The following is a 22,335-nucleotide window of genomic DNA, read 5'->3' as shown; positions in this document are numbered from 1 at the left end:
CTACGCCTTCTCGGTGCAGTCTGGGCAGAGTCCCTCGGCTTCTACAACGGTTCGTTCGATTTCGAAACCCGCCGCGCGCGCAGCCTCGCCCAAGACACCTTTAGCCGGTGCTGACTGGGCTTCAGCAACAGCATCGCATTTTCTGCAGATCATAAAGGCTGGTGAATGGGATGCCCCAGGATGAGAGCAGGCAACAAACGCGTTCAACCGCTCAATCTTGTGGACGAACCCGTTTTGAACAAGGAAATCAAGCGCGCGATACGCCACCGGCGGTTGAGACCCGAAACCGGCATCGCGCAAGCGATCTAGAATTGCGTAAGCGCCAAGGGCTTTGTGGTCTTGCAATAGCATCTCAAGAACTTTTCGCCGCACAGGGGTCAGGCGCAGGCCTTCTTCCTTGCACTGCGCCTCTGCAGTGGCCAGCGCCGTATCAACGCAATTCGTGTGGTCGTGCTCCTGAAACCCGATCGGTGCATCTTCGTCAACCGGAATGGGGTAGGTCTCACTTGTCATGTTATTCCATATCATATATGTCGCTCGTAACGTTATGAAATCACACAGAGGGTCTGATGTCCAGAAAGCTGCTCCCACTATCGATTACCGCTGCATTGATGGGTGGAACCGCCATGGCGGATGCTCCCAAAGTTGCGGTTGACATCGCGCCGGTACATTCACTGGTCGCCCGCGTGATGGAGGGTGTTGGAACGCCCGACCTGATTGTGCAGCCTGGCGCCTCACCTCATGAATATAGCCTGCGCCCTTCGGAAGCTGCCGCACTGCAGGAGGCTGATCTGGTGTTCTGGATTGGCGAAGATCTGACGCCGTGGATGGAAGGAGCAATTGAAACGCTCAGCGACGGCGCAACCGTCACGGCGTTGCTGGAATCGGACGGAACTGTTCTTCTTGATTTCCGTGAAAATGCGTTGTTCGAGGCGCATGATCATGACGATCACGATGAGCATGGGCATGAGGATCATGACGATAACGACCATGCTGAGGACGAAGGGCACGATCACGATGACCATGATGATCATGCAAAAGACGATGATCATGAGGAGCATGCTGAAGACAAAGAGCATGATGATCACAATCATGACGAAGCACATGCGCACGCGGACGAGCATGACCACGATGATCATGCCGACCACGACGACCATGATCACGACGATCATGATGACCATGCTGGACATGACGATCATGAGGGCCACGCGCATGGCGACCATGATCCTCATGCCTGGCTTTCACCTGCCAATGCGGAAATCTGGTTGAACACGATCGCAGCGCAGCTTTCTGCAGCTGACCCGGACAATGCCGGTGCTTATTTTGCGAATGCAGCCGCCGCGCGCGAAGAGATGGCCGCTTTGTCAGCAGAAGTGGCCGAAACCCTGGAACCGGTCAAAGGTGGAAGCTTTATTGTATTCCACGACGCCTATCAGTATTTCGAAGATGCCTTTGATTTCCCGGCCTCAGGTGCCATCTCCATCGGCGACGCATCAGACCCAAGCCCGGCGCGTATTGCAGAAATTCAGGCCCGCATTCGCGGTGAAGGTGTGGATTGCGTATTGGCCGAGCCGCAATTCAATCCGGGAATTGTCGAGGTCGTGTTGGATGGAACTGAAGCCAATACCGGTGTGATTGACCCGCTGGGTTCAAATCTGGAACCCGGTGCTGATCTCTACCCGCAACTCATCCGCTACATGGCCAAGACGCTGTCAGAGTGTTTCTAACCTCACTAAAGGCCCGGTCTGCACGATGTGTCGACCGGGTCCAGACCGGACGCTTAATGCTCATACAAAGCCGCAATCTTGAACGGAACAGCTTGTCTTCCTATTCTCCTGAATGTTATGATATTACATAATGACTACAGGAGCGGCCAGTGATCTCTCAAGCAGCGTATGGCGATGACCAAACCAAAGACCGGCGGATACCTGTCACTATTCTGACGGGCTTTCTTGGTGCCGGAAAAACCACCCTGTTGAACGCCGTTCTCTCGGAAACCTCTGCAGGCAATATCGCGGTCATTGTGAATGAATTCGGCGAGGCCGGATTGGACCACGACCTAATTGAATCCGTCGAGGATGAAGTCGTTCTGATGCAATCCGGCTGTCTGTGCTGCTCAATTCGCGGCGATTTGGCCGGAACAATCGCTGATCTTATCGAGCGCCGCGACGACGGGCTTTTGCAGTTTGATCGGATCGTGATTGAGACCACAGGACTTGCTGATCCCGGCCCCATCCTGCAAACGCTTCTTGTTGATCCTGAATTGGACTGCACTACGCGCTTGGATGGACTGGTCACTGTTGTCGACGCTGCAAACGGGCCCGAGACCTTGGATGCGCAGTTCGAGGCGGTGTCACAAGTTGCGATGGCTGATCTGATCCTTCTCAGCAAAACCGATTTGGTCTCGGCCTCAGCGACCGAGGCGTTTTCAAGTCGGTTGAGCGAACTGAACCCCACGGCACGGATTGAACGACCGGTCGCGGGAAAGTTCGATCCCCTAAAGCTTTGGGGGCTCAGCGGCCTTCGCAAGACTGCAACCCGACAGAACGTGATTGACTGGACAACTCCGGCAAATAAGCCCGCGACCGACCCGCTGGCAAACCTCTCGCGCCTGTCCAAGCCCAAAGCCGAGGTATTCGCACCCGCCCCTCATGATGCCCGGATTGGGTCTGCCTCAATCGTGCTCGAAGAACCGCTCAAAGATACAGTCTTCGACAACTGGTTGAACACGCTGGTCGCACTTCGTGGGCCTGATATCTTGCGAGTCAAAGGGATCGTGTTCCTCGAAGACATTGAGGTCCCGTTCGTGTTTCACGGAGTGCAGCACATATTCGACCCGCCAATGCCGATGAAGAACTGGTCTGGTGATGACCGACGCTCGCGCATTGTGGTCATTGCCCGCGATCTTAGCCGACCCGAACTGCAGCGCAGCCTCGATATGCTGCGTGCTCATCAACCCGAAACAGTCACCAAAGAAGAAGTGTTCTGAGCCATGACTGATACCCGTCTTCCCGTAACTGTCCTGTCCGGCTTTCTTGGAGCTGGTAAAACCACCCTTCTGAACCGCGTCCTGAACAATCGCGAAGGACGCCGCGTTGCTGTCATCGTCAATGATATGTCCGAAGTGAATATCGATGCCGATCTGGTGCGCGCCGAAACTGAACTTAGCCGCACGGACGAAACGCTTGTTGAAATGTCGAATGGCTGCATCTGCTGCACGCTACGGGACGACCTGCTTGATGAGGTAAAGCGGCTAGCAACAGAAAGGCGCTTCGACTATTTGTTGATTGAATCCACCGGAATATCAGAGCCCCTACCGGTCGCTGCGACGTTTGATTTCCGGGATGAATACGGTGAGAGCTTGTCAGACGTTGCGCGTCTTGACACCATGGTCACGGTGGTCGACGCGGTGAACCTGCTGAATGACTTCTCAAGCCATGATTTCCTAAGCGACCGCGGCGAGACGATGGGAGAAGAGGATGAGCGTACACTTGTCCATCTTCTGACCGACCAAATTGAGTTTGCGGATGTCGTGATCCTCAACAAGATCAATGATGCGGGGCCGGAACGCACAGATGCCGCACGTAAGATCATCCGCAGCCTGAACGCAGACGCAAAGATCACCGAAACCAACCATTCCGAGGTCGCCAGCGAGGTCATTCTGGACACTGGCCTATTTGATTTCGAACGTGCCCATGAACACCCGATGTGGGCAAAAGAACTTTATGGTTTCGCCGATCACGTGCCGGAAACGGAAGAATACGGAGTTTCCTCTTACGTCTATCGAGCACGACAGCCTTTTGAGCCCGAAAAAATTCTGGCGCTGCTGAATGGCGACCTGCCGGGTGTGATCCGATCGAAAGGGCATTTCTGGATCGCAACACGTCCAGAATGGGTGGCCGAGTTCTCGCTTGCGGGCGCGCTGTCCAGCGTTCAGCCGATTGGAACATGGTGGGCCTCGGTCCCTGAATCGCGCTGGCCTGATCATGCGTCCGCGATGAACTACATTAAACAGCATTGGGCAGAGCCTTGGGGCGACAGGCGGCAAGAGATTGTCTTTATTGGCGCAGGGATTGATTGGCCGACTTTGAAATCCCGACTGGACGCTTGTTTATTGTCCGAGGCCCAAGCGCCCGGACCAGACGCGCTGCCGCTTGATCTGCCCGATCCGTTCCCATTGTGGCGCCGGGTGGAGGATGCCGCATGATCTACGCCCAAGCAGAGGTCCAAAAAACTGCAGAAGGTGTAGGCATCGCCGACTCCGCAGAAGGGCTGAGCGGGATCCAAACACCTGGACAGGCCGCGATGATCTGGCGACGTCAGCTAGAACCCAGATTTCGCGCGTGGATTGATGGTCTAGACCCTGCTGAGTTGCCGAAAGCGCGGCTAATTTTGCGCCCTACCGCAGTTCCGGAAGCAGTCCAACATGTGTGCGATATTGCCGGCATGAGTGCCTCTGCCGAACGGCGTTGGCTGGAAAATGATATCTCTGATCTGGCCAAACGCTTCGCCAAGATTATGCATGCACCCTATTTGCGAGTGCGTCTGGATGTGATCGATACAAACGCCTGCCGGAAGTTTCATATCGACGCTATTCATGCGCGCCTGATCTGCACCTATCGAGGCACAGGGACCCAATATGGCATCGCCGCCAGAGGCGAAGAGCCCAAGCGCGTGTTCACCGTCGCAACCGGAGCCCCCATGATCATGCGCGGCACATTGTGGCCTGAAGCGCCCGCGGCAAGCATGCTCCATCGCTCGCCACCGATCGCGGGCAAAGGCGAAACGCGTCTGGTTCTCGTCCTCGATCCTATCTTTGAACTAGATGAGGCCGAATGATGGGCCGCAACCTTGGTCAGACGAAACTCAGGAAACGGCGGCGCAACGAAAACCCGATGCAAGAGTTCGACCGTCTTCCACCAATCTTGCGGAGTTGGGTTTCGCAGGCTGCACTCCCTTGGCGGCCACGCTCTGTATTGCGGGCCTACAATGCAGCGCTCGCAAGAACGGGAGACCAAAGCCGGGCGCTGGATGAACTCAGACGTCTTGAATCTGTACAGCTTGCGAAAGACAACCTGCTTTTTGCCGGTTGAATCTTGCAGAGCGCCTGCATTCCGAAGCCGACAGAACTTGCCCCAGTCCGCGTAAGGATTGGATTTCGCTAACTTTATCGGATTGCCTGGGCAGCGATCACCCTACCTTGGAACCCTGACTCCAGACACCACGCAAAAGCGGTGATTGCTCAACACGACGCACCCGCAGTACATCGCCGCGCCACCCGACCTTCAATGCCCCGCGATCATCAAGGCCCACCGACTGTGCCGGGTTGCGCGTTACGGTGGCCACCGCGCGCGGCAGATCACCCCAGATGTCGGCAAGGTGAAATGCCGATAACAACAAAGCAGACGGCACATAATCAGACGATACGATATCCAGGAGGTCTGCTTTGGCCAATTCTTCTGCTGCGACATTGCCCGAATGCGAGCCGCCACGGATCAGGTTTGGCCCACCCATCATGACAGCAATATTGTTGGCCCGGCAGGCTTCAGCCGCCTCAAACGTCGTTGGAAACTCGGCAAATCCTACACCGTTCTGGGCCGACTTTGTGACATGTTGTGCGGTGGTGTCGTCATGACTGGCCAGCGTCGCGCCCAAGCGTCCGGCTTCGACTACAGCGCCTGCTTCGTGCTTTTCCCCGAAACGCTCTTGCAGGCCGCGCAGATTCTCGACATGCGCGGCAAATTCTTCGTCATTCATCCCGCGCTTCTTGGCGACATAGGTTTTTAATGCTGTAAGATCGCGGAACTGGCGCTGACCCGGAGTGTGGTCCATCAGACTTACGATGCCAACCCGATCTTCCGGTCCAAAGTTCGCCAACTCGTCCAGCAAAGTCTCTGAACAGATTTCCGCGCGCAGGTGAAGGAAATGACTGATTTTGAAATAACCTTGGGCACGTGCAGCCAGCAATTCGTCCGCCAATTTACGGGCATAGTCGATATAACGCCCTTTCCCGCTGTGGATCGATCCCACGCGCATCGCGTCGAACACAGTTGTTATGCCGGTCGAAGCCAACTCACCATCATGCGCGATCAGGGCCGGTAGATGGGGCCAGTCAACTTCGGGTCGTGGCTCGATGTGGCGTTCGACGTTGTCGGTATGCAGTTCGACCAGGCCGGGAAGCACGTAGTCGCCGCCACAATCGATGGCACCTGTAGGAACGCGGTCGCCTTCGGCCAGTTCGGTAATCACCCCCTGTTCGATTGTGATTGAACCCGTTACTACCCGATCGGGCAGTACTAACTGGGCATTCGCAAGGCACAAATCGCCTGACATATCGCTGTCACAAGCCTTTGCCAAAGAGGGCGCGGGAAAAGGGGAATTCATGTCATACTCTCGATTTGCAGTTTACTATGTGCCGCCCGAAGGGCCTTTGGAACAATTCGGCGCGCACTGGCTGGGGTGGGATGTTGTTCAGGGTTGCGAGTTGCCTCAACCCGATCTGCCCGATTTGCATGACGCCACCATGACACCGCGCAAATATGGTTTTCACGGAACGCTGAAACCGCCTTTTCGACTGGCCGAGGGTTTCACGCTTGAAGCTCTGAAAGCGGCGGCATCCAAGCTTGCCGCTGGCCTTTCGCCTGCCATTTGCGAAGGGCTGAGCCTGACGCCGTTGGGCCGGTTTCTGGCTTTGACCCCAAAGGGTGATCTCGGCGATTTGCAGCGGGTTGCGGCGGCCTGTGTGCGTGATCTTGACCCATTTCGCGCCCCGCCCAGCAAGGCAGAGCTTGAGCGGCGTCGCGGTGCGAGGCTTAGCCCGCGTCAGGACGAGCTGCTGACCGAATGGGGCTACCCTTATGTGATGGACGAGTTCCGGTTTCACATGACGCTGACAGGTCGGTTGCCCAAGTGCGATATCGCAGCATGGGCTGACATCCTGCACAGCCAATTGCCCGTCCTGCCTGCGCCCTTCGTCATCGACCAGATTGCGTTGTGCGGCGAGCGCACGGATGGGCGGTTCGAGCTTATTCATCGATACACGCTTTCAGGTTGAAGCGCCTCGCCGGCGCGTGCAACCGTTTCGGCCAGCGGGCCATCGTTGGAAATCGTGATCACGTCCAACCCTTCGGGCAAAGGTTTCTCTGCCTGTGCCAGCCGCTTTGCAATCTCGCTTTCGCTTTCGCGCCCGCGTGCCGCCAGACGACGCGCAAGGGTTTCCGGCCTTGCGGTGATATTCAAGACGGTGAAGCGCGGGAATTTCTCAGCGGCATCAAGCAGAGCCTTTCGGGAGAAATTCACCAGACAGTCTGCTCCATCACTTAACCGGTCCTTGACGGTAAACGGTATCCCGTAGCGCAAGCCATGCGCGCGCCAATGCACCGCAAAGGCACCGTTCGCCGCCATCTTCTCAAATTCGGTAGGCCCGACGGCGTCATAGTCTTCTCCGCCCAACTCCGGCGCCCGAGTGATGACGCGGCGCACTAGATGCAGATCGGGCAACACGTCACAAAGCGCCAGCATCACGCTGTCTTTGCCAACCCCCGACGGGCCAACAACGGCGATGAGGCGCCCCTGTTTCATGCCGCGACCTCGGGGGCAAATTGGCTGGCGTCGATTTCGCGATCACAAACGCGCGCACGAGCCGCTTCGTCGTGGAAGATGCCAATGATTGCCGCGCCGCGCGCCTTTGCCTCTTCGATGAGTTGCAGAACAACCTCGCGATTGGCCGCATCCAGGCTGGCCGTCGGCTCATCCAACAGCATCGCAGGATAAGAATGGGCAAAGCCGCGCGCGATGTTGACGCGCTGCTGTTCACCACCCGAGAAGGTAGTCGGCGAAAGGGTCCAGAGACGCTCGGGAATGTTTAATTGCTGCAATAAGGCTTCAGCACGCGCCTTCGCGTCAGCGGCAGAGACGCCCACTGCCCGCAAAGGCTCGGCCACCACATCAACTGTGGGCACGCGCGGCACCACACGCAGGAACTGGCTGACATAGCCCAGAACCTCGCGGCGCAGGGCAATGACAGATCGTGGTTCAGCCTTCACGATATCCACATCACCGATGCGAATTTCCCCGCTTCGGGCCAGATAATTGCCGTAGATCATGCGCATCAATGTGGACTTTCCCGCCCCAGACGCACCCGTCAGTGCGACGCACTCGCCCGGAGAGACCGAGAAAGAAACATCGCTCAGCACCTCGATCACGGCCGCGCCCTGATTGTGAAGGGTGAAGGTTTTTGAGACGTTGTTAAGCTCAATCATTGCTCACACCTGCAAAACGGAACTGACAAGAAGTTGGCTGTAGGCATGCTGTGGGTCATCCAGCACCTGATCGGTCAGGCCTGCCTCGACCACGCGGCCCGATTTCATCACCATCAGACGATCCGCCAGCAGGCGCACCACGGCCAGATCATGCGTGACGATGATAGCCGACAGGCCCATATCACGCACCAATCCGCGCAACAGGTCGAGCAGCCTTGCCTGAACAGACACGTCCAGTCCTCCGGTCGGTTCGTCCATGAACACCAGCCGCGGCCCGGTCACCAGATTGCGCGCGATCTGCAGACGCTGCTGCATCCCGCCAGAGAATGTTGTCGGGCGATCATCCACGCGGGCCGCGTCAATCTCGACCCGTTGCAACCAATCCGTGGCCTTGCCGCGAATGTCGCCATAGTGACGTTCCCCGACGGCCATCAGCCGTTCACCCACATTGCCCCCGGCGCTGACGCCCATGCGCAACCCGTCGCGGGCATGTTGGTGGACAAAGGCCCAATCGGTGCGGCTCAGCATCCGACGCTCGGGCTCGGACATCGTTACGGTGTCCTGCGGACCATTTGCGCGTGTTTCGAACACAACCTCTCCGGCATCCGGAGTCAGATGCCCGGCCATGCAATTCAGCAGTGTCGACTTACCTGACCCGCTTTCGCCAACGATCCCCATGACCTCACCAGGATAGAGGTCGAATGACACATCGGCACAGCCAATATGCGGGCCATAGCGCTTTGTGATGCCCCGAACAGACAGCAAAGGTGTCATGCGGCGTCCTTTCCTTTGTGGCCCGCCGCCTGGCGCGCCTCGCAATAGTCGGTGTCCGAGCAGACAAACATCCGCCCGCCCGCGTCGTCGATGATCACCTCGTCGAGATAGCTGTCCTCGGCTCCGCACAAGCTGCAGGCGTGTTGGGCCTTGGACGCTTCAAATGGGTGATCCTCGAAATCCAGCGAGACAACCTGCGTATAGGGCGGCAGTGCATAGATCCGTTGCTCACGCCCCGCTCCAAACAGCTGGATCGCAGCCATGTCACCAAGCTTTGGGTTATCGAATTTCGGGATCGGCGACGGGTCCATAACATAGCGGCCTTCAACCTTCACCGGATAAGCATAAGAGGTCGCGATATGCCCGTGACGACTAATGTCTTCGTACAGCTTCACATGCATCAGCCCGTATTCTTCAAGGCTGTGCATCTTGCGGGTTTCACTCTCACGCGGTTCGAGAAACCGCAAGGGTTCGGGGATCGGGACCTGATAGACAAGGATTTGTCCCTCGCTCAGCGGCTCCTCGGGGATACGGTGGCGGGTCTGGATGACCGACGCCTCGCTGGTCGCCGTGGTCGTCTCCACCCCGGCAGTGCGCTCAAAGAAGGTGCGGATCGAGACCGCGTTTGTGGTATCGTCCGAGCCCTGATCGATCACTTTAAAGGTGTCATCGGGGGTCAACACAGCCGCCGAGACCTGCACACCGCCCGTACCCCAGCCATAAGGCATGGGCATTTCGCGCGAGGCAAATGGCACCTGATAGCCCGGGATCGCAAGACCTTTCAGGATTGCACGGCGGATCATCCGCTTGGTCTGTTCGTCCAGATAAGCAAAGTTATAGGCGTTCATTCCGCAGCCTCCTGCACTTGATCCGCGCCAGCCTCGCGCCGCAGTTTGCGCACCAGCTCCAGCTCAGACTGGAAATCGACGTAGTGCGGCAGCTTGATATGCTCCAGAAAGCCCGTCGCCTGAATATTGTCCGCGTGATAGAGGACAAACTCGGCATCCTGAGCAGGTGCGCCTACATTGTCCTCACCCAGTTCTTCCCAGCGCAATGCGCGATCCACCAAGGCCATCGAGATAGCTTTGCGTTCCGTCTGACCAAACACAAGCCCGTAGCCTCGGGTGAACTGCGGTGGCTCGGTTTTCGATCCCGTGAACTGGTTGACCGTTTCGCATTCGGTCAGAACGACTTCACCAATTTCGATGGCGAATCCCAGTTCGGGGATCTCCATTTCAACCGGCACGGATCCGATCCGCAATTCACCGACAAAGGCATGATTACGCGCGTATCCGCGTTGCGTGGAATAGGCCAGACCAAGGGTAAAACCTTCGTCCGAGCGGGTCAGGGCTTGCAGGCGCAAAGCGCGATCGGCGGGCATTTCAAGCGGCTCTCGGGTCAGATCAGGTGGCGGCGCATCGTCATGCGGTGCCTCCTCAATCAGACCTTCGCGATTGAGAAAATCCGTGACGTGGGGCACATCGCCCGGCTCGGCTTCGCGAACGGGGGCTTCGGGCACCTCACCATCGGCGGCCAGTTTGAAATCCAGCAATCGGTGCGTGTAGTCGAAGGTCGGCCCCAGCACCTGTCCGCCCGGCAAGTCTTTGAAGGTTGCCGAGATGCGCCGGTCACAGGCCATTGCGCCGGTATCGACGGGCTCGGATGTGCCAAAGCGCGGCAACGTCGTGCGATAGGCGCGGATTAGGAAGATCGCCTCGATCAGATCCCCGCGCGCCTGCTTGATCGCTAGCGCGGCCAGATCAGGATCGAACAGCGAACCTTCGGCCATGACACGATTAACCGCAAGGCTCAGCTGTTCGCGGATTTGCGCAATACTCAGCTCGGCGACCGAGGTATCACCACGGCGTTCCTCGGCAAGCCACGCATGCGCATTTTCAATCGCACGCTCGCCGCCTTTTACTGCAACATACATCAGGACACCTCGGTCGTTCTTGGCAGAGCTGCCAGGTGGTTGCCATTCGTGAAGATGAAGTCGAGCCCCAGGGGAAATAGCATTCGATTCTGCTGAAACGCCTCAAGCTCGGGCAATGAAAGAGCGGCTTTTTCCCTGATGCCCGGACCCGCTAGGGTTGCCCCGGAAGCGGCGAGTTCAGAGCATTCCACGATCAACGTGGCAGAGCGATCCGGATATTCTGACGTCCCGATTGGGTATGCGCTCAGCGGCCCCAAATCCGGCCAAGCCCCAACCGCAAACATACAGTGTGATGGGCCGGTCAACGGCGCGCCGGTGTGGAAGGCAAGCCAACTACGCACGGCGTCGCAATCCAAAGCACCGGCCAGATAAACGGGCGTCTCGGTGTCGCAAAGCGTCAACAACACAGCCCCCGCCGCAGGTGATAACGGGGCAGGAGGAACCGCGCCGGAAACCTCTTGCACTGCGCCGGGGCGCGCCATTGCTTCCATCACGCTGCGAAAGGCGTGGGCGGATTGGATTGCGGGATCGGTGAAACCGCCGGTCAGGGTTTCTGACTGCATCAATCCTCTCCTCTTACCATTGTAAAGAAATCGACCTTGGTGGCAGCGGCTTTGGCAGCGCGGGCAGTCTTTGCCCCGATCAACTCGTCCTGCAGTGGGGCCAGCAACTTGGCGCGCAAATGATCCGCCGCCTCCGTCTGCATCAATGCATCAACCAGCGCGGCGGCTTCGGCGTCATCCTTGCGGCGACCCTGAATATAGGCATGCCCAACTTCACCCGTTTCCAACGTCAGAGCACAGCGCGTCACGGTCATTTCACCCAAATTGAACGGCGCTCCGGTCCCGCCTGCGCGGCCACGGACCATGGTGCTGCCGATCTCTGGCGCACGCAGCCATTTGAAATCGGGGCGGGTCATTGCCGCATCCAACAGGGCAGCAACGCGGCCGTCTGGCGCTTTGGCCAGTAGCCCCATCCAAGCCTTTCGGTCGGCGTTTTCATCAAAAGTGTCTTTCATCTCGACAACTTTTCCATATACTATACAACTATACATATCTTATCATATTTACCGATCCGCGACAGAGGAATTTTGTGAAACTTGCGTGACACCCCCATCAAAACCCCGATCTGGAAGGCCATCGCCGACGCCCTGCGCAGTGACCTGGCAGAAGCGCGCTATCGCCCCGGAGACAAACTGCCAACCGAGGCGGCGCTGGCCGAGCGGTTTGGCGTGAACCGCCACACGGTGCGCCACGGCATCTCGGCCCTTGTCGATGAAGGCTTGATCCGAACCCGCCGTGGTGCAGGTGCTTTTGTTGCAGCCACGCCCACCGATTACCCCATCGGCGCACGGGTTCGGTTCCATGAAAACCTCATTGCTGCTGGCCGTCAGCCGGAAAAACAGGTGCTTAATGTTGAAGAACGCGCGGCGACCGAAGGCGAGGCCCGCGCTATGGCCCTGTCACCCGGCGATCAAATTTGTGCCTATCATGGCCTTTCTCTTGCGGACGGGCATCCCATCGCCGTGTTCGAAAGCATGTTTCCCCTGAAGCGGCTGCCCGGGATCAGCGCCGCACTGCAAGATACCCGCAGCGTGACCGAGGCATTAAGCAGGTCAGGTGTTACCGACTATACAAGGGCCTCAACCCGGCTGACCGCCACTCGGGCAACTGCCACTCAGGCGCTGCACTTGCAGGTTACAGAAGGAGACCCGCTTCTCAGATCGTCAGGCGTGAATGTCGACGAACAGGGCCAACCGGTCGAATTTGGCCGAACCTGGTTTGTTGGAGACCGAGTAACACTGACGCTTGAAAGCTAAGGCTCGTATTTCTCTAAAAACGCCTCGGCAGCCAGCGTACGGAAATCATCGAGCGCTGTGCGCAGCCTGTCATGCGACCAGTCCCACCAAGCCAGCGCGATCAACCGTTCCGCAAGGTCGCGCGGCTGGCGTAGGCGGAGGGGATTGGCTGGGACGCCCGCGACAATTGTGTAGGGGTCTACATCTTTGGTCACCAGTGCGCCTGCGGCCACTACGGCCCCATCACCAAGCGTGACCTCAGGCTTGATCATTGCACCTGCACCGATCCATGTATCGTGACCTATTGTTACGATACGGGATTTGCGGTGATCAAAAAACGCCTCATCCCGATCTGCATCATCCCAGTAGTCGCTAGAGCGATACAGAAAATGATGGCAAGAAGCGGTGTGAAGCGGATGATCCGTAGCGCCGATCCGCGAAAAGGCGGCGATATTCGCGAACTTTCCGATCTGCGCATTGGCGATGTCAGCATACCGATCGCAATAGCTATAGTCGCCTAGTTCTGAATGCGCGACGCGGCTGCCTTTGCCGATCTCGACATAGGCCCCAAACCTGCAGTCGGTGATCTCACAATCCGGGTGAAGAAAGGGCTGTTCCGCCGCAAGCCGCGCCATCAGTCTTTCCGTCCGATAAGCTTGCCCCGCAACCAGCCCGAGAACCAGTCCATGAACATCACCATGATGATGATCAGGACGATGTAATAGGCGACCTCTTCCCAGTCTTTCTGGGTCTGAATCGCTTGCGTCAGCATCAGTCCGATGCCACCGCCAGTGATCGCGCCGATGATCGTTGCCGAACGGGTATTGGATTCGAGGAAATAGAGAATCTGGGCAAGCAACACCGGAACGACCTGCGGAATTACACCGAACCGATAACGCTGCAGTGGTTTAGCCCCGGTTGAAGACACCCCTTCGATCTGCTTCTGATCTACATTCTCCAACGCTTCCGAGAAGATTTTGCCAAACGTACCCGTGTCGGTGATCAATATCGCCAGGGCGCCTGTCAGCGGTCCCGGGCCAAAGGCCCGCGCCAGAACCACGGTCCAGATCAGGGCATCCACACCCCGTACAAAGTCAAACAGACGGCGCGTCGCAGCGCGAAGCAGCATAACAGGTGAGAAGCGTTTGGCGGCAAGAAAGGCCAAAGGCAGCGCGATCATCGCAGCGCCCATTGTGCCCAGAAATGCCATCAGAATTGTCTCACCAATCGCCCAGGCCACATCCTTGTGCCGCCACATCGCATTGTTCCACCAATCCGAGATTGCGCCTGCGAAGTTCGAACGGGTTGGATCAATCTGCGCACCAAACAAGATTTCCCCAAATCCATAACCGTAATAAGGGCTGTCGAGCGTGAACCAGAACAGCTCCCATCCGGGGAAATAGTTGAACACTTCGGATCGGGCACCGGTCAGAGTGATCCGACCTTCAGGCGTGGTGATCGCGACACGCCGATCAGAGGCCGAGATCCAGTTGGGCAGATCTGTGGGCAAATTGGTGGTCAAGCGACGCCCTTCTGCCTGCACCTTGATCAACGGGAAGTCGGGAACTTGAACCTCGGTCCGGTTGTCCGACAGAAAGCGCACGACGTGGTTGTGCCCCAAATCGATTGTGATCACTTCGTCACCGGACACCCAATCAGGGCGCTGACCTTTGGGATAAGTGCCCTTGCGCTCACCCTCGACAGCATAGGTTACCTCGCCAGACCGATTGTCGCGCGTGACGTGCACCTTGTGTGACCAACTGTCCGAAGCGAGTGTAACTGCATTTTCAAGATTGGCACGCTGCGCCAGCCCCGGCAGATCAAAGGCAAAGAAGATATAGGTGAGGTACAACAGGATCACGGCGGGAATGCCAAATCCGATCATTCGTTTGCGCTGAAAGCGCCGTTCAGCTTCAAGCTTGGCCCCGTCGAGCCCGAAGTTCAATTCAATTGCAGTCATTGGCCCTGCCCCTCGGTCAGACGGTTGCGGAAGCGGCTGGACACCTGATCAAAGAATACGATCGTGCTGAACAGCAGGATGAAAATCGCGCCCGCCTCATCAAAGCGCCCGGGTCCCCAAGCCATAGCGTTACGCAGTTCGTATCCCAAACCGCCTGCGCCGACGAAACCGAGGATGGCAGAAGCCCGGATATTGATCTCAAAGCGCAGCAGTGCATAGCTGATATAGTTTGGTGCCACCTGTGGAAGGATGCCCAGCATCATCTGTTTTGACCAAGTCGCCCCGGTCGAGGCCAATCCCTCAACGGGCTTCAGATCAGCGTTTTCGGACACTTCCGAGAACATCTTGCCAAGCGCCCCAGCGGTGTGGATTGAGATGGCGATCATCGCCGGAACCGGTCCGCCGCCGAGGACAAAGATCAGAACAAGCGCGATGACGATTTCCGGCACGGCGCGCATGATATCCGAGATGCGCCGGAAGACCGGGATCAAACGGGGCCATTTCGCCAGCCCACGCGTGCCAAGGAGCGACAGAAACAAGCCGCCGATGGCTCCAATCAATGTGGAAACGGCCGCAATATTCACTGTCTCGACCAGCGCCGGGAAATACTTCAGCATCAGGCTAGGCAGATCGGCCCGCTTTTCCCAAGCCTCCGAGAGGACATCACTTGGGTAGTCGAACACACTGTGGATACCGTCCCAGAAACCACCCGCATTTCGTGCGTCGGCAATGTTGAAGCCTGACACCATCAACACGCAAAAAATCAACAGCGTCAGACCTCCATAGAGCCTGCGCCTTTGCACCTGCGCCATATAGCTGGATTGAATGTTCTCAACGCTGTGTGGCGCGCTGCTGAGTGATATGTCTGACATTCCGACCCCGGATAAACAAGTTCCGGCAGCCCGGGACAGGGCTGCCGGAAACGTCATTGATTTGGCTTAGCCGCCAATTTTGGCTTTACGGGCCTCGACAATGGAAATGTAGGTGTCATGGGTCACTGGCTGCGCGCCCAGATTGTCACCTGCAAAAACACCATACGAACATTCGGGATCGTTTTCGTACAGGTTGTCGATCAGCTCGGTCATTGTGGCCTTGACCTCGGCAGGCAGAGCCTTGCGCAGAACAACCGGACCCTCTGGAATAACTTCGGATTTCCAGATTTGTACCAGGTCGTTCATGTCGACAAGACCGGCATCAACTGCTTTGCGCAGAGCACCTGAGTTGTAGCCATCTTCCCAGTTGCCCTGACCGTCGGCCCAGGTCACACCACCGTCAATGTCGCCATTGTTCACGGCAACAATGGTTTGCTCGTGCCCGCCGGTAAATTTCACTTCACCGAAATACTCGCCGGACTCCATGGTGATGCCATCTTTGTACTGAGGAATCTCGATCGAAGGGATCAGATAACCCGAGGTTGAGTTCGGATCGCCGAACCCAAAGACTTTGCCTTCCATGTCGTCCAGCGAGGTGACACCGCTGTCTTTGCGCGCAAAGCCGATGGAATGATACCCGATCGAGCCATCAACGTTGACTTTGACCAGAACAGGCTCAACCGCTTCGGGGTCTTGCAGATAGGTCGCGGCGTAAGAGGACGCACCAAGCCAGGACATGTCAAGCGATCCGCCCAGCAGACCCTGAATGACGCCATTGTAGTCAGCAGGGGTAAAGATTTTGACCGGAACACCCAGTGCTTCCGAGGCGTAGTCAGCCAAACATTGATAACTATTCACGCGGTCCTGTGCGTTTTCTCCGCCAAGAAGGCCGATGCGAAATTCGGTGATTTCTTCGGCCAAAGCGGTGGTGCTCAGGGCTGTAGAGGCGGCAAGCGCCAGTGCGAGGGTCTTTTTCATCATTCTCTCCGTTCGGTTAGATGAAGGTGGCCCGCGACAGACGCGGGTGGAAACTGGCTCAGACGTAGGCTTCCGCTTCGCGGACTTCTGGCCTGTCCAGTGTTTCGATCTCAGTCGAGGTCGCGGCCTCGGAAAAATCCGCGCCTGCGCCGTAAATGTCGCGTGCCACGCCCGTTGTCAGCTGCGCAGGCGTGCCGTCGAAGACGATCCGACCATCACGCATTCCGATGACCCGGTCGCAATAGCGGCGAGCGGTATCCAGCGTATGCAGATTGGCAATGACCATGCGACCGTCTTCTTCGTGAATGGCCCGCAGCGACTGCATCACAACCTGCGCATTCATTGGGTCAAGCGAGGCGATAGGCTCATCCGCAAGAATGATCTTTGGGTCTTGCATCAGCGCGCGCGCGATCGCGACACGTTGCTGCTGACCACCTGACAATGCCTCGGCCCGCTTGGGCGCCTGTTCCGCGATGCCCAGCCGGTCCAGAATTTCAATCGCCTGATGTATGTCCGAGCGCGGGTACAGATTGAACATGGTCGAAAAGGTCGAGCGTCTGTTCAGTGTGCCATGCAAAACGTTCGAGACAACATCCATGCGCGGTACAAGGTTGAACTGCTGGAAGATCATCGCACAGCGCGATTGCCATTCGCGCTTGGCCGCGCCTTTCAGCGCCGTGATTTCTTGGTCTTCAAAGGTGATGGCGCCGGTGGTCGCATCACTTAGGCGATTGACCATGCGCAAAAGCGTGGATTTGCCAGCCCCGGAACGACCGATAATCCCGATCATGGTTGGTTTGTCGACATTGATATTCGCCGAATCCACGGCCCGCTTGTCGCCAAACTGTTTGGTCAGCTTCTCAATTCTCAGCATATCGCCCCCATCGTTGCGAGGCGGATAAAAGGTCAAAACAAAAGCTGCGTGACGCTTTTGAATCGGTTCCATTACATCTGAACGAAAGATTTGTGACAGGCCCGGTGGTTGCCTGTTTCTCTGGCAGGCGGTTGATCTCGCCGAGTTTCGAGCAAATTTTATCCACAGGACGTCATAAAACTGTTACGCTTAGTCAGAGAAAGGACTAGCCTTCACATATGACCCGTCTTCTTATCAGCGCGCTTCTTATGTGCCTCGTAGTCCCCACGACCACGCATGCACAAATGTCGGATGTCAATTGCGATGACAGCACACGCATGGCCCAGACATTGAAGCAAGTATTAGGGGCCGAACGCCAAGGCATGGGCCTGCGCGATCCCGAAACGATGCTGGAAGTTTGGGTCACACGCACAAGCGGCGATTGGATGATTGTCCAGAACTACGCCAATGGCACCTCATGCATTGTAGCGATGGGTGAGCATTGGCAGGGTGAAGTGCCAGACCCAGCCTAGACGATTAGACCGCTGTTCGCGCGAACAGCGGATGCGCAACCTGAAATTCGGTTGCGCCCTTTAATTGTCAGCTTTCTTAGATCAAGCCAGCAGACCGCGTTCGGTCAACACTTTGCGCGCGACACGGAAACATTCTAGCGACTGCGGAACCCCACAATAGATACCGATCACGTGGATGATCGATTGGATTTCTTCTTTGCTAACGCCATTATTCAGGGCACCGTTGCAATGAATCTCCCACTCATGCATTTTGCCAAGCGCCCCGATCATGGCCAGGTTCATCATCGAGCGCGTTTTGGGATCTATCGTATCATCCCCCCAGCCGAAGCCCCAGCACCAGGCGGTCATAGCTTCTTGGAATGGACGGGTGAAATCATCCGCAGCGGCCAGATTTTTCTCAACATACTCATCGCCAAGCGTTGATTTCCGTTGTCTCAAGCCTGTTTCAAACAGATTGTCGTCCATTTATTTCTCCCTAGATGATACGACCGACTTACACGTTGGTCGGTCCTTGTTCGATGTATTGCGAGGCCACTCCCCCTTGCCCAACGGGTTGTGCGAAGGCTGACCTAATTCTTCGGATATTATTCGACGGCCTCACGCATCCACTGCTGGAGCTTTGCGACAGAATGCTCGCTCATCACGCCGCAGGCCGGATCCAACACCAAGGGGCCAGGCTTGTATCCCTTGGACTTCAGGCCGCGATGCACGGATTCTACCAACCGGATATCTTCGGCCACAGTGGTTTCTCGATCCTGCACAGCAAGGCCCCGGATCACGTCGCTTTCATGGCCGCCTTCGGTGTACCAGCCACGCCAGACGGTACAGGTGTCCACAGAACTGGCCCGCCAGTGATAGGTATTCAGCACATTGCCGGGATAGCATTGGAACGAAAACATCGGCCACAGGAACCAACTTTGATAGTCGCCCGCGTGTTTATTGCTTTTCAGATCGACCGGATATGTCATCTTGTCGAGGCTTTGGCATTCGGTCGTGTGACGCAGCACATAGCCGCCGCTCGCATCAGGCTGAATGTCATAGGTTTCCGGCTTGATAACGCCTTCGGCAAAGGTCGGATGATTTGTCGGGCAATGGTAGCATTCCGAATAGTTCTCGATCGATACCTTCCAATTACAGTTTTCAGGAATCTCGACCCATTCCAGAGGCGCCAGCTCGTTGATGTTTGGCACAAATTCTGACAGTTCGTCCCGGACGCGGGGGTACCATTCATCCATCGGGGCAGCGTCATTGTCGAGATTGACAAAAATGAACCCAAGGAAATCTTCGGTTCGCACTTCAGTCAGGCAGATTTTTTCGCGGTCAAATCCGGGCACGCTTTTGATATTCGGACCCGCACGCAGACCACCGGTCAGCTCATAGGTCCATTGATGATATGGGCAGACCACAACGCGCGTATTGCCGGTTCCGGTCACCATCTCATGCGCGCGATGCTGACATACATTGTAGAAAGTCCGGATAATGTTGTCGCGCCCACGAATGGCAAACAGGTTTTGGCCTGCAATCTCAAAGGCAAAATAGTCACCTATGTTCGGGATATCCGCCGAATGACCTGCGTATTGCCAGGTTCTGAATAACAAGCCGTTCATCTCTTTGTCGAAGATGTCAGGGTCGGTATAGTATCGCGCCTCCAGCGAATGGGTCAGAGGGGCATTCATATTTGTTCCTCCCGATTCAGGCAAAAAGATCGCTTCAGGATTCGTAGCATCCGTACGGGCCAGAACTCCATCCGAAACATCTGTACCGCGCATCGCTTACCTCGGTATGTACATTTGTGCCATTTCTTATTGACTTTGGTACATATGTAGCAATAGGAAGTCCACAGAAATCCATGTCTCGGGAACAGGAAGTTTGCGATGTCTAAGAAGGAACTGCCTGCACGCGCAAAGGTCGTCATTGTCGGCGGAGGCGTCATGGGCTGCGGACTGGCCTATCACCTGGGCCATGAAGGCTGGGGTGAAGACACAGTGCTGCTGGAAAAGGCAGAACTAACCTCAGGTTCCACTTGGCATGCGGCGGGTCAGATAACCCATTCCACCAGTTCATATGGGCTGGGCAAAATGGTTGACTATAACATCGGCCTCTATTCCAAGACGCTTGAAGAAGAAACCGGTCAGGCGGTCACTTGGCACGGCTGCGGTTCTTTCCGCCTCGCCTACACAGAGGATGAGATGGACTGGCTGCGCCACACTTTGTCGGTTGGCCGCGCGCTGGGCTTCAACATCGAGCTGGTCGGGCCTGATTTCATTGCAGAAAAGCACCCATACTATAACCTCGACGGTGTCATTGGCGCTCTTTACACGCCAGATGACGGCCACGTCGACCCTTCGAACGTGACCATGGCCATGGCCGCTGGTGCCCGACAGAATGGTGTGAAGATTTTTCGCCACTGCCGCGCGACTAACATCACCCAAAATGATGCTGGCGAATGGGTGGTGGAAACCGAGCAAGGTATCATCACCTGCGAACATGTGGTTAACGCCGGTGGCACATATGCCCGTCAGATGGGCGAATGGTCGAATCTGCAGCTGCCCATGACCTCAATGACCCATCACTACTTCGTCACCGAAGACGTGCCGGAATTCAAAGACCTGAAGACCGAGCTGCCGGTGATCCGCGATGACAAGATGGTCTCGGGCTATATCCGCATGGAACAGAACAAGGGCCTAATCGGGATCTACGAAAAAGAGAACTCGAACTCTGTCTGGCACGATGAATGCCCATGGGAGTACGAAAACTGGCTGTTCGAGGCGGATTATGACCGCGTCATGCCATGGTTGGAAAACTCGTTAGAACGCATGCCGATCTTTGCGGAACTGGGCATCACCCGCGAGGTCCATGGTGCAATCAGCCATCCGCCAGATGGCAACCCGATGGTCGGCCCCGCGCCGGGCGTCAAGAACTACTGGTGTTGCTGCGGCACACAGATCGGCATCGGATGGGGGCCTGGTCTGACCCGTGAGCTGGCCAAATGGATGGTGCACGGTGCTGCCGATATCAACATGCGCGACTATGATCCGCGCCGCTTTGGCAGCTATGCCAGGAAAGACTGGCAGGTCATCAAGGCGCATGAGGATTACAAGCTGCGGCACGAGATTCCCTTTCCGCATTTTAACCGCCTTGCAGGGCGTCCGATCAAACCCTCGCCGCTTTATGAAATCCTCAAGGAAAAGGGCGCGGTCTATGAAGAGGTTTTTGGCCACGAACGCCCCCGCTGGTTCGCGCGCAATGGTGTTGAACAGCGTGACCACTATTCGTTCCGCCGCAACGAAGTCTTCGACATGGTTGCGCTGGAATGCCATGCCGTGCGCGAGCGGGTCGGCATCATGGACGTGACCGCCTTTACCAAGGTCGAAGTTTCAGGCCCCGACGCCTATGCCTATCTTGACCGACTGACGGCCAACAGGATGCCGCAGAAAAACGGCTCGATCACGCTGACCCACTTTTTGAATCGCCGAGGCAGGATCGAGCTTGAGACGACCATCGTTCGCATGGCTGAAGATCGGTTCTACCTTGTATGTGCCGCCTTCTTCGAACAACGCCTTGTCGATCACCTGAACCAGAACCTCGCGGGAGAGACCGTCTTTGTCAAAACGCTCTCGGAAGATTGGTCGGCTTTGTCCCTGAACGGGCCAAAATCCCGCGAGGTACTGGCCAGATGCACCGACGCAGACCTGTCCAACGCCGGGTTCCGCTGGCTGTCGGCTCAGGAAATCACCATTGCGGGGCACAAGATCTGGACCTTCCGCATGTCCTATGCGGGCGAACTGGGCTGGGAATTCCACATGCCGGATGAAGCCTGTGTTGACGTCTACAACGCACTATGGGCTGCGGGTGAAGAACATGGCATCGAGAACTACGGCTCGTTTGCGATGAACAGCTTGCGCATGGAAAAAGCCTTCCCCGGAGCGGGCGAGTTGACCAATGAGGTCACGTTGCCCGAGGCCAATGTGGGCCGGTTCTACAAGCTGGATAAAGAGTATCTGGGTGTCGAAGCAACGCGTGCTAGCGCCGCTCAGGCTGAAGCGGGCGAGATGCCATGGATATGCGCTTATCTGGAAATCGAACCGGATGGGCTCGAAGATGGTCATGGCGGTGAGGCTATTCGGATCAATGGCGAGGTTGTCGGCGCAACAGCCTCGGTCGCCTATGGCCACAGCGTCGGCAAAATCCTCGCCTTCGCCTTCGTCAAGCCAAAGGTGAATGTTCCGGGCACAGAGGTCGAGGTTATTGTCGCCGGCGTACCGCGCAAGGGGCGTATCCTCGGCGAAGCGGCCTATGATCCGAAATCCGAACGCCCACGCACGGATGCCGTTCATGAATTGGCGTGATCTGAAAACCAGAGCATCGGCCAT

At 56.8% G+C, this 22,335-nt stretch carries 25 protein-coding genes; 9 read left to right on the top strand and 16 right to left on the bottom strand.

The genetic code is table 11. The features are described 5' to 3' along the window. On the bottom strand, positions 1–513 hold the full coding sequence (locus tag ACR0B3_RS11850) for a transcriptional repressor (RefSeq protein WP_480809255.1): 513 nt from the start codon (positions 511–513) through the stop codon (positions 1–3). 56 nt (positions 514–569) lie between these two features. On the opposite strand from ACR0B3_RS11850, the gene ACR0B3_RS11845 reads away from it, so the two are divergent. The 5 genes from ACR0B3_RS11845 (at position 570) to ACR0B3_RS11825 (ending at position 5,093) form a co-directional block, all read left to right on the top strand. Beyond that, positions 570–1,727 (top strand): zinc ABC transporter substrate-binding protein, encoded by a 1,158-nt coding sequence (locus tag ACR0B3_RS11845; RefSeq protein WP_480809254.1) that lies wholly within the window; start codon positions 570–572, stop codon positions 1,725–1,727. 149 nt (positions 1,728–1,876) lie between these two features. After that, complete coding sequence (locus ACR0B3_RS11840) at positions 1,877–2,989, top strand: CobW family GTP-binding protein (RefSeq protein WP_480809253.1); 1,113 nt, start codon at positions 1,877–1,879, stop codon at positions 2,987–2,989. 3 nt (positions 2,990–2,992) lie between these two features. Continuing rightward, the gene (locus ACR0B3_RS11835; RefSeq protein ID WP_480809252.1) at positions 2,993–4,207 is read left to right on the top strand and encodes a GTP-binding protein; all 1,215 of its coding nucleotides are present in this window, start codon (positions 2,993–2,995) and stop codon (positions 4,205–4,207) included. Then, positions 4,204–4,839 (top strand): DUF1826 domain-containing protein, encoded by a 636-nt coding sequence (locus tag ACR0B3_RS11830; protein WP_480809251.1) that lies wholly within the window; start codon positions 4,204–4,206, stop codon positions 4,837–4,839. Before ACR0B3_RS11835 ends, ACR0B3_RS11830 begins: the two co-directional genes overlap by 4 nt. Then, complete coding sequence (locus tag ACR0B3_RS11825; RefSeq protein ID WP_480809250.1) at positions 4,836–5,093, top strand: DUF6525 family protein; 258 nt, start codon at positions 4,836–4,838, stop codon at positions 5,091–5,093. The genes ACR0B3_RS11830 and ACR0B3_RS11825 overlap by 4 nt, the downstream gene beginning before the upstream one ends. A 97-nt stretch (positions 5,094–5,190) precedes the next feature. Here the strand turns inward: ACR0B3_RS11825 and ACR0B3_RS11820 are convergent, their stop codons facing one another. Further along, complete coding sequence (locus ACR0B3_RS11820; protein WP_480809249.1) at positions 5,191–6,384, bottom strand: alpha-D-ribose 1-methylphosphonate 5-triphosphate diphosphatase; 1,194 nt, start codon at positions 6,382–6,384, stop codon at positions 5,191–5,193. Between ACR0B3_RS11820 and ACR0B3_RS11815 the strand changes: the two genes are divergently transcribed. Beyond that, positions 6,383–7,054, top strand: a complete 672-nt coding sequence (locus tag ACR0B3_RS11815; RefSeq protein WP_480809248.1) for a DUF1045 domain-containing protein — start codon at positions 6,383–6,385, stop codon at positions 7,052–7,054. The genes ACR0B3_RS11820 and ACR0B3_RS11815 overlap by 2 nt on opposite strands. On the opposite strand, the gene phnN is transcribed toward ACR0B3_RS11815, so the two are convergent. Genes phnN through phnG form a run of 7 tightly spaced genes read right to left on the bottom strand, consistent with a single transcriptional unit; the run spans position 7,030 to position 11,986 of the window. Continuing rightward, complete coding sequence (gene phnN, locus ACR0B3_RS11810) at positions 7,030–7,581, bottom strand: phosphonate metabolism protein/1,5-bisphosphokinase (PRPP-forming) PhnN (protein ID WP_480809247.1); 552 nt, start codon at positions 7,579–7,581, stop codon at positions 7,030–7,032. The genes ACR0B3_RS11815 and phnN overlap by 25 nt on opposite strands. Then, positions 7,578–8,261, bottom strand: coding sequence for a phosphonate C-P lyase system protein PhnL (gene phnL / locus ACR0B3_RS11805; protein ID WP_480809246.1), 684 nt, complete (start codon positions 8,259–8,261; stop codon positions 7,578–7,580). The genes phnN and phnL overlap by 4 nt, the downstream gene beginning before the upstream one ends. Positions 8,262–8,264: 3 nt before the next feature. Continuing rightward, positions 8,265–9,035 (bottom strand): phosphonate C-P lyase system protein PhnK, encoded by a 771-nt coding sequence (phnK, locus tag ACR0B3_RS11800; RefSeq protein ID WP_480809245.1) that lies wholly within the window; start codon positions 9,033–9,035, stop codon positions 8,265–8,267. Continuing rightward, positions 9,032–9,883 carry an alpha-D-ribose 1-methylphosphonate 5-phosphate C-P-lyase PhnJ gene (locus tag ACR0B3_RS11795; protein WP_480809244.1) on the bottom strand — a complete coding sequence of 284 codons (852 nt, stop codon included), beginning with the start codon at positions 9,881–9,883 and terminating at the stop codon, positions 9,032–9,034. Before ACR0B3_RS11795 ends, phnK begins: the two co-directional genes overlap by 4 nt. After that, positions 9,880–10,968, bottom strand: a complete 1,089-nt coding sequence (locus ACR0B3_RS11790; protein WP_480809243.1) for a carbon-phosphorus lyase complex subunit — start codon at positions 10,966–10,968, stop codon at positions 9,880–9,882. Before ACR0B3_RS11790 ends, ACR0B3_RS11795 begins: the two co-directional genes overlap by 4 nt. Next, on the bottom strand, positions 10,968–11,531 hold the full coding sequence (gene phnH / locus ACR0B3_RS11785) for a phosphonate C-P lyase system protein PhnH (protein WP_480809242.1): 564 nt from the start codon (positions 11,529–11,531) through the stop codon (positions 10,968–10,970). The genes ACR0B3_RS11790 and phnH overlap by 1 nt, the downstream gene beginning before the upstream one ends. After that, complete coding sequence (gene phnG, locus ACR0B3_RS11780; protein ID WP_480809241.1) at positions 11,531–11,986, bottom strand: phosphonate C-P lyase system protein PhnG; 456 nt, start codon at positions 11,984–11,986, stop codon at positions 11,531–11,533. Before phnG ends, phnH begins: the two co-directional genes overlap by 1 nt. A gap of 81 nt (positions 11,987–12,067) precedes the next feature. On the opposite strand from phnG, the gene phnF reads away from it, so the two are divergent. Continuing rightward, positions 12,068–12,787: a phosphonate metabolism transcriptional regulator PhnF gene (gene phnF / locus ACR0B3_RS11775; RefSeq protein ID WP_480809240.1), complete on the top strand. Its 720-nt coding sequence runs from the start codon at positions 12,068–12,070 to the stop codon at positions 12,785–12,787. On the opposite strand, the gene ACR0B3_RS11770 is transcribed toward phnF, so the two are convergent. The 5 genes from ACR0B3_RS11770 to phnC form a co-directional block, all read right to left on the bottom strand. Beyond that, complete coding sequence (locus ACR0B3_RS11770; protein ID WP_480809239.1) at positions 12,784–13,401, bottom strand: DapH/DapD/GlmU-related protein; 618 nt, start codon at positions 13,399–13,401, stop codon at positions 12,784–12,786. The two genes, phnF and ACR0B3_RS11770, sit on opposite strands and share 4 nt — an antisense overlap. Continuing rightward, a complete protein-coding gene (phnE, locus tag ACR0B3_RS11765; RefSeq protein WP_480809238.1) occupies positions 13,401–14,726 on the bottom strand; it encodes a phosphonate ABC transporter, permease protein PhnE in 1,326 nt (441 codons plus the stop codon). Before phnE (ACR0B3_RS11765) ends, ACR0B3_RS11770 begins: the two co-directional genes overlap by 1 nt. Beyond that, positions 14,723–15,598, bottom strand: a complete 876-nt coding sequence (gene phnE / locus ACR0B3_RS11760) for a phosphonate ABC transporter, permease protein PhnE (RefSeq protein ID WP_480809237.1) — start codon at positions 15,596–15,598, stop codon at positions 14,723–14,725. The genes phnE (ACR0B3_RS11765) and phnE (ACR0B3_RS11760) overlap by 4 nt, the downstream gene beginning before the upstream one ends. Positions 15,599–15,664: 66 nt before the next feature. Continuing rightward, positions 15,665–16,576, bottom strand: coding sequence for a phosphonate ABC transporter substrate-binding protein (gene phnD, locus ACR0B3_RS11755; RefSeq protein WP_170723248.1), 912 nt, complete (start codon positions 16,574–16,576; stop codon positions 15,665–15,667). A 58-nt stretch (positions 16,577–16,634) separates the two neighbouring features. Further along, entirely contained in the window at positions 16,635–17,450 is an 816-nt protein-coding gene (gene phnC, locus ACR0B3_RS11750; RefSeq protein WP_480809236.1) for a phosphonate ABC transporter ATP-binding protein, read from the bottom strand. A 218-nt stretch (positions 17,451–17,668) separates the two neighbouring features. Between phnC and ACR0B3_RS11745 the strand changes: the two genes are divergently transcribed. Further along, on the top strand, positions 17,669–17,962 hold the full coding sequence (locus tag ACR0B3_RS11745) for a hypothetical protein (protein ID WP_480809235.1): 294 nt from the start codon (positions 17,669–17,671) through the stop codon (positions 17,960–17,962). A gap of 81 nt (positions 17,963–18,043) precedes the next feature. Here the strand turns inward: ACR0B3_RS11745 and ACR0B3_RS11740 are convergent, their stop codons facing one another. After that, entirely contained in the window at positions 18,044–18,427 is a 384-nt protein-coding gene (locus ACR0B3_RS11740; protein ID WP_480809234.1) for a carboxymuconolactone decarboxylase family protein, read from the bottom strand. Between the two features lie 119 nt (positions 18,428–18,546). Then, positions 18,547–19,638, bottom strand: a complete 1,092-nt coding sequence (locus ACR0B3_RS11735; protein WP_480809233.1) for an aromatic ring-hydroxylating oxygenase subunit alpha — start codon at positions 19,636–19,638, stop codon at positions 18,547–18,549. 198 nt (positions 19,639–19,836) lie between these two features. On the opposite strand from ACR0B3_RS11735, the gene ACR0B3_RS11730 reads away from it, so the two are divergent. Then, positions 19,837–22,311 (top strand): FAD-dependent oxidoreductase, encoded by a 2,475-nt coding sequence (locus tag ACR0B3_RS11730; RefSeq protein ID WP_480809232.1) that lies wholly within the window; start codon positions 19,837–19,839, stop codon positions 22,309–22,311. Positions 22,312–22,335: the final 24 nt, after the last annotated feature.

This window comes from Ruegeria sp. CE9 (assembly GCF_056537425.1).
The sequence above is the reverse complement of the archived record's forward strand: the minus strand, read 5'-3'. Positions and strand labels throughout refer to the sequence as shown.

Bases quoted from the DNA above. Each gene is read 5' to 3' on its own strand.
- ACR0B3_RS11730 (WP_480809232.1), top strand. From the start codon at position 19,837: ATGTCTAAGAAGGAACTGCCTGCACGCGCAAAGGTCGTCATTGTCGGC.
- phnE (WP_480809237.1), bottom strand. From the start codon at position 15,598: ATGTCAGACATATCACTCAGCAGCGCGCCACACAGCGTTGAGAACATT.
- ACR0B3_RS11735 (WP_480809233.1), bottom strand. From the start codon at position 19,638: ATGAATGCCCCTCTGACCCATTCGCTGGAGGCGCGATACTATACCGAC.
- phnH (WP_480809242.1), bottom strand. From the start codon at position 11,531: ATGCAGTCAGAAACCCTGACCGGCGGTTTCACCGATCCCGCAATCCAA.
- phnE (WP_480809238.1), bottom strand. From the start codon at position 14,726: ATGACTGCAATTGAATTGAACTTCGGGCTCGACGGGGCCAAGCTTGAA.
- ACR0B3_RS11820 (WP_480809249.1), bottom strand. From the start codon at position 6,384: ATGAATTCCCCTTTTCCCGCGCCCTCTTTGGCAAAGGCTTGTGACAGC.
- ACR0B3_RS11835 (WP_480809252.1), top strand. From the start codon at position 2,993: ATGACTGATACCCGTCTTCCCGTAACTGTCCTGTCCGGCTTTCTTGGA.
- ACR0B3_RS11825 (WP_480809250.1), top strand. From the start codon at position 4,836: ATGATGGGCCGCAACCTTGGTCAGACGAAACTCAGGAAACGGCGGCGC.
- phnL (WP_480809246.1), bottom strand. From the start codon at position 8,261: ATGATTGAGCTTAACAACGTCTCAAAAACCTTCACCCTTCACAATCAG.
- ACR0B3_RS11745 (WP_480809235.1), top strand. From the start codon at position 17,669: ATGACCCGTCTTCTTATCAGCGCGCTTCTTATGTGCCTCGTAGTCCCC.
- ACR0B3_RS11830 (WP_480809251.1), top strand. From the start codon at position 4,204: ATGATCTACGCCCAAGCAGAGGTCCAAAAAACTGCAGAAGGTGTAGGC.
- phnN (WP_480809247.1), bottom strand. From the start codon at position 7,581: ATGAAACAGGGGCGCCTCATCGCCGTTGTTGGCCCGTCGGGGGTTGGC.
- ACR0B3_RS11790 (WP_480809243.1), bottom strand. From the start codon at position 10,968: ATGTATGTTGCAGTAAAAGGCGGCGAGCGTGCGATTGAAAATGCGCAT.
- ACR0B3_RS11740 (WP_480809234.1), bottom strand. From the start codon at position 18,427: ATGGACGACAATCTGTTTGAAACAGGCTTGAGACAACGGAAATCAACG.
- ACR0B3_RS11770 (WP_480809239.1), bottom strand. From the start codon at position 13,401: ATGGCGCGGCTTGCGGCGGAACAGCCCTTTCTTCACCCGGATTGTGAG.
- phnD (WP_170723248.1), bottom strand. From the start codon at position 16,576: ATGAAAAAGACCCTCGCACTGGCGCTTGCCGCCTCTACAGCCCTGAGC.
- ACR0B3_RS11850 (WP_480809255.1), bottom strand. From the start codon at position 513: ATGACAAGTGAGACCTACCCCATTCCGGTTGACGAAGATGCACCGATC.
- phnC (WP_480809236.1), bottom strand. From the start codon at position 17,450: ATGCTGAGAATTGAGAAGCTGACCAAACAGTTTGGCGACAAGCGGGCC.
- phnG (WP_480809241.1), bottom strand. From the start codon at position 11,986: ATGAAAGACACTTTTGATGAAAACGCCGACCGAAAGGCTTGGATGGGG.
- ACR0B3_RS11795 (WP_480809244.1), bottom strand. From the start codon at position 9,883: ATGAACGCCTATAACTTTGCTTATCTGGACGAACAGACCAAGCGGATG.
- ACR0B3_RS11815 (WP_480809248.1), top strand. From the start codon at position 6,383: ATGTCATACTCTCGATTTGCAGTTTACTATGTGCCGCCCGAAGGGCCT.
- phnK (WP_480809245.1), bottom strand. From the start codon at position 9,035: ATGACACCTTTGCTGTCTGTTCGGGGCATCACAAAGCGCTATGGCCCG.
- ACR0B3_RS11845 (WP_480809254.1), top strand. From the start codon at position 570: ATGTCCAGAAAGCTGCTCCCACTATCGATTACCGCTGCATTGATGGGT.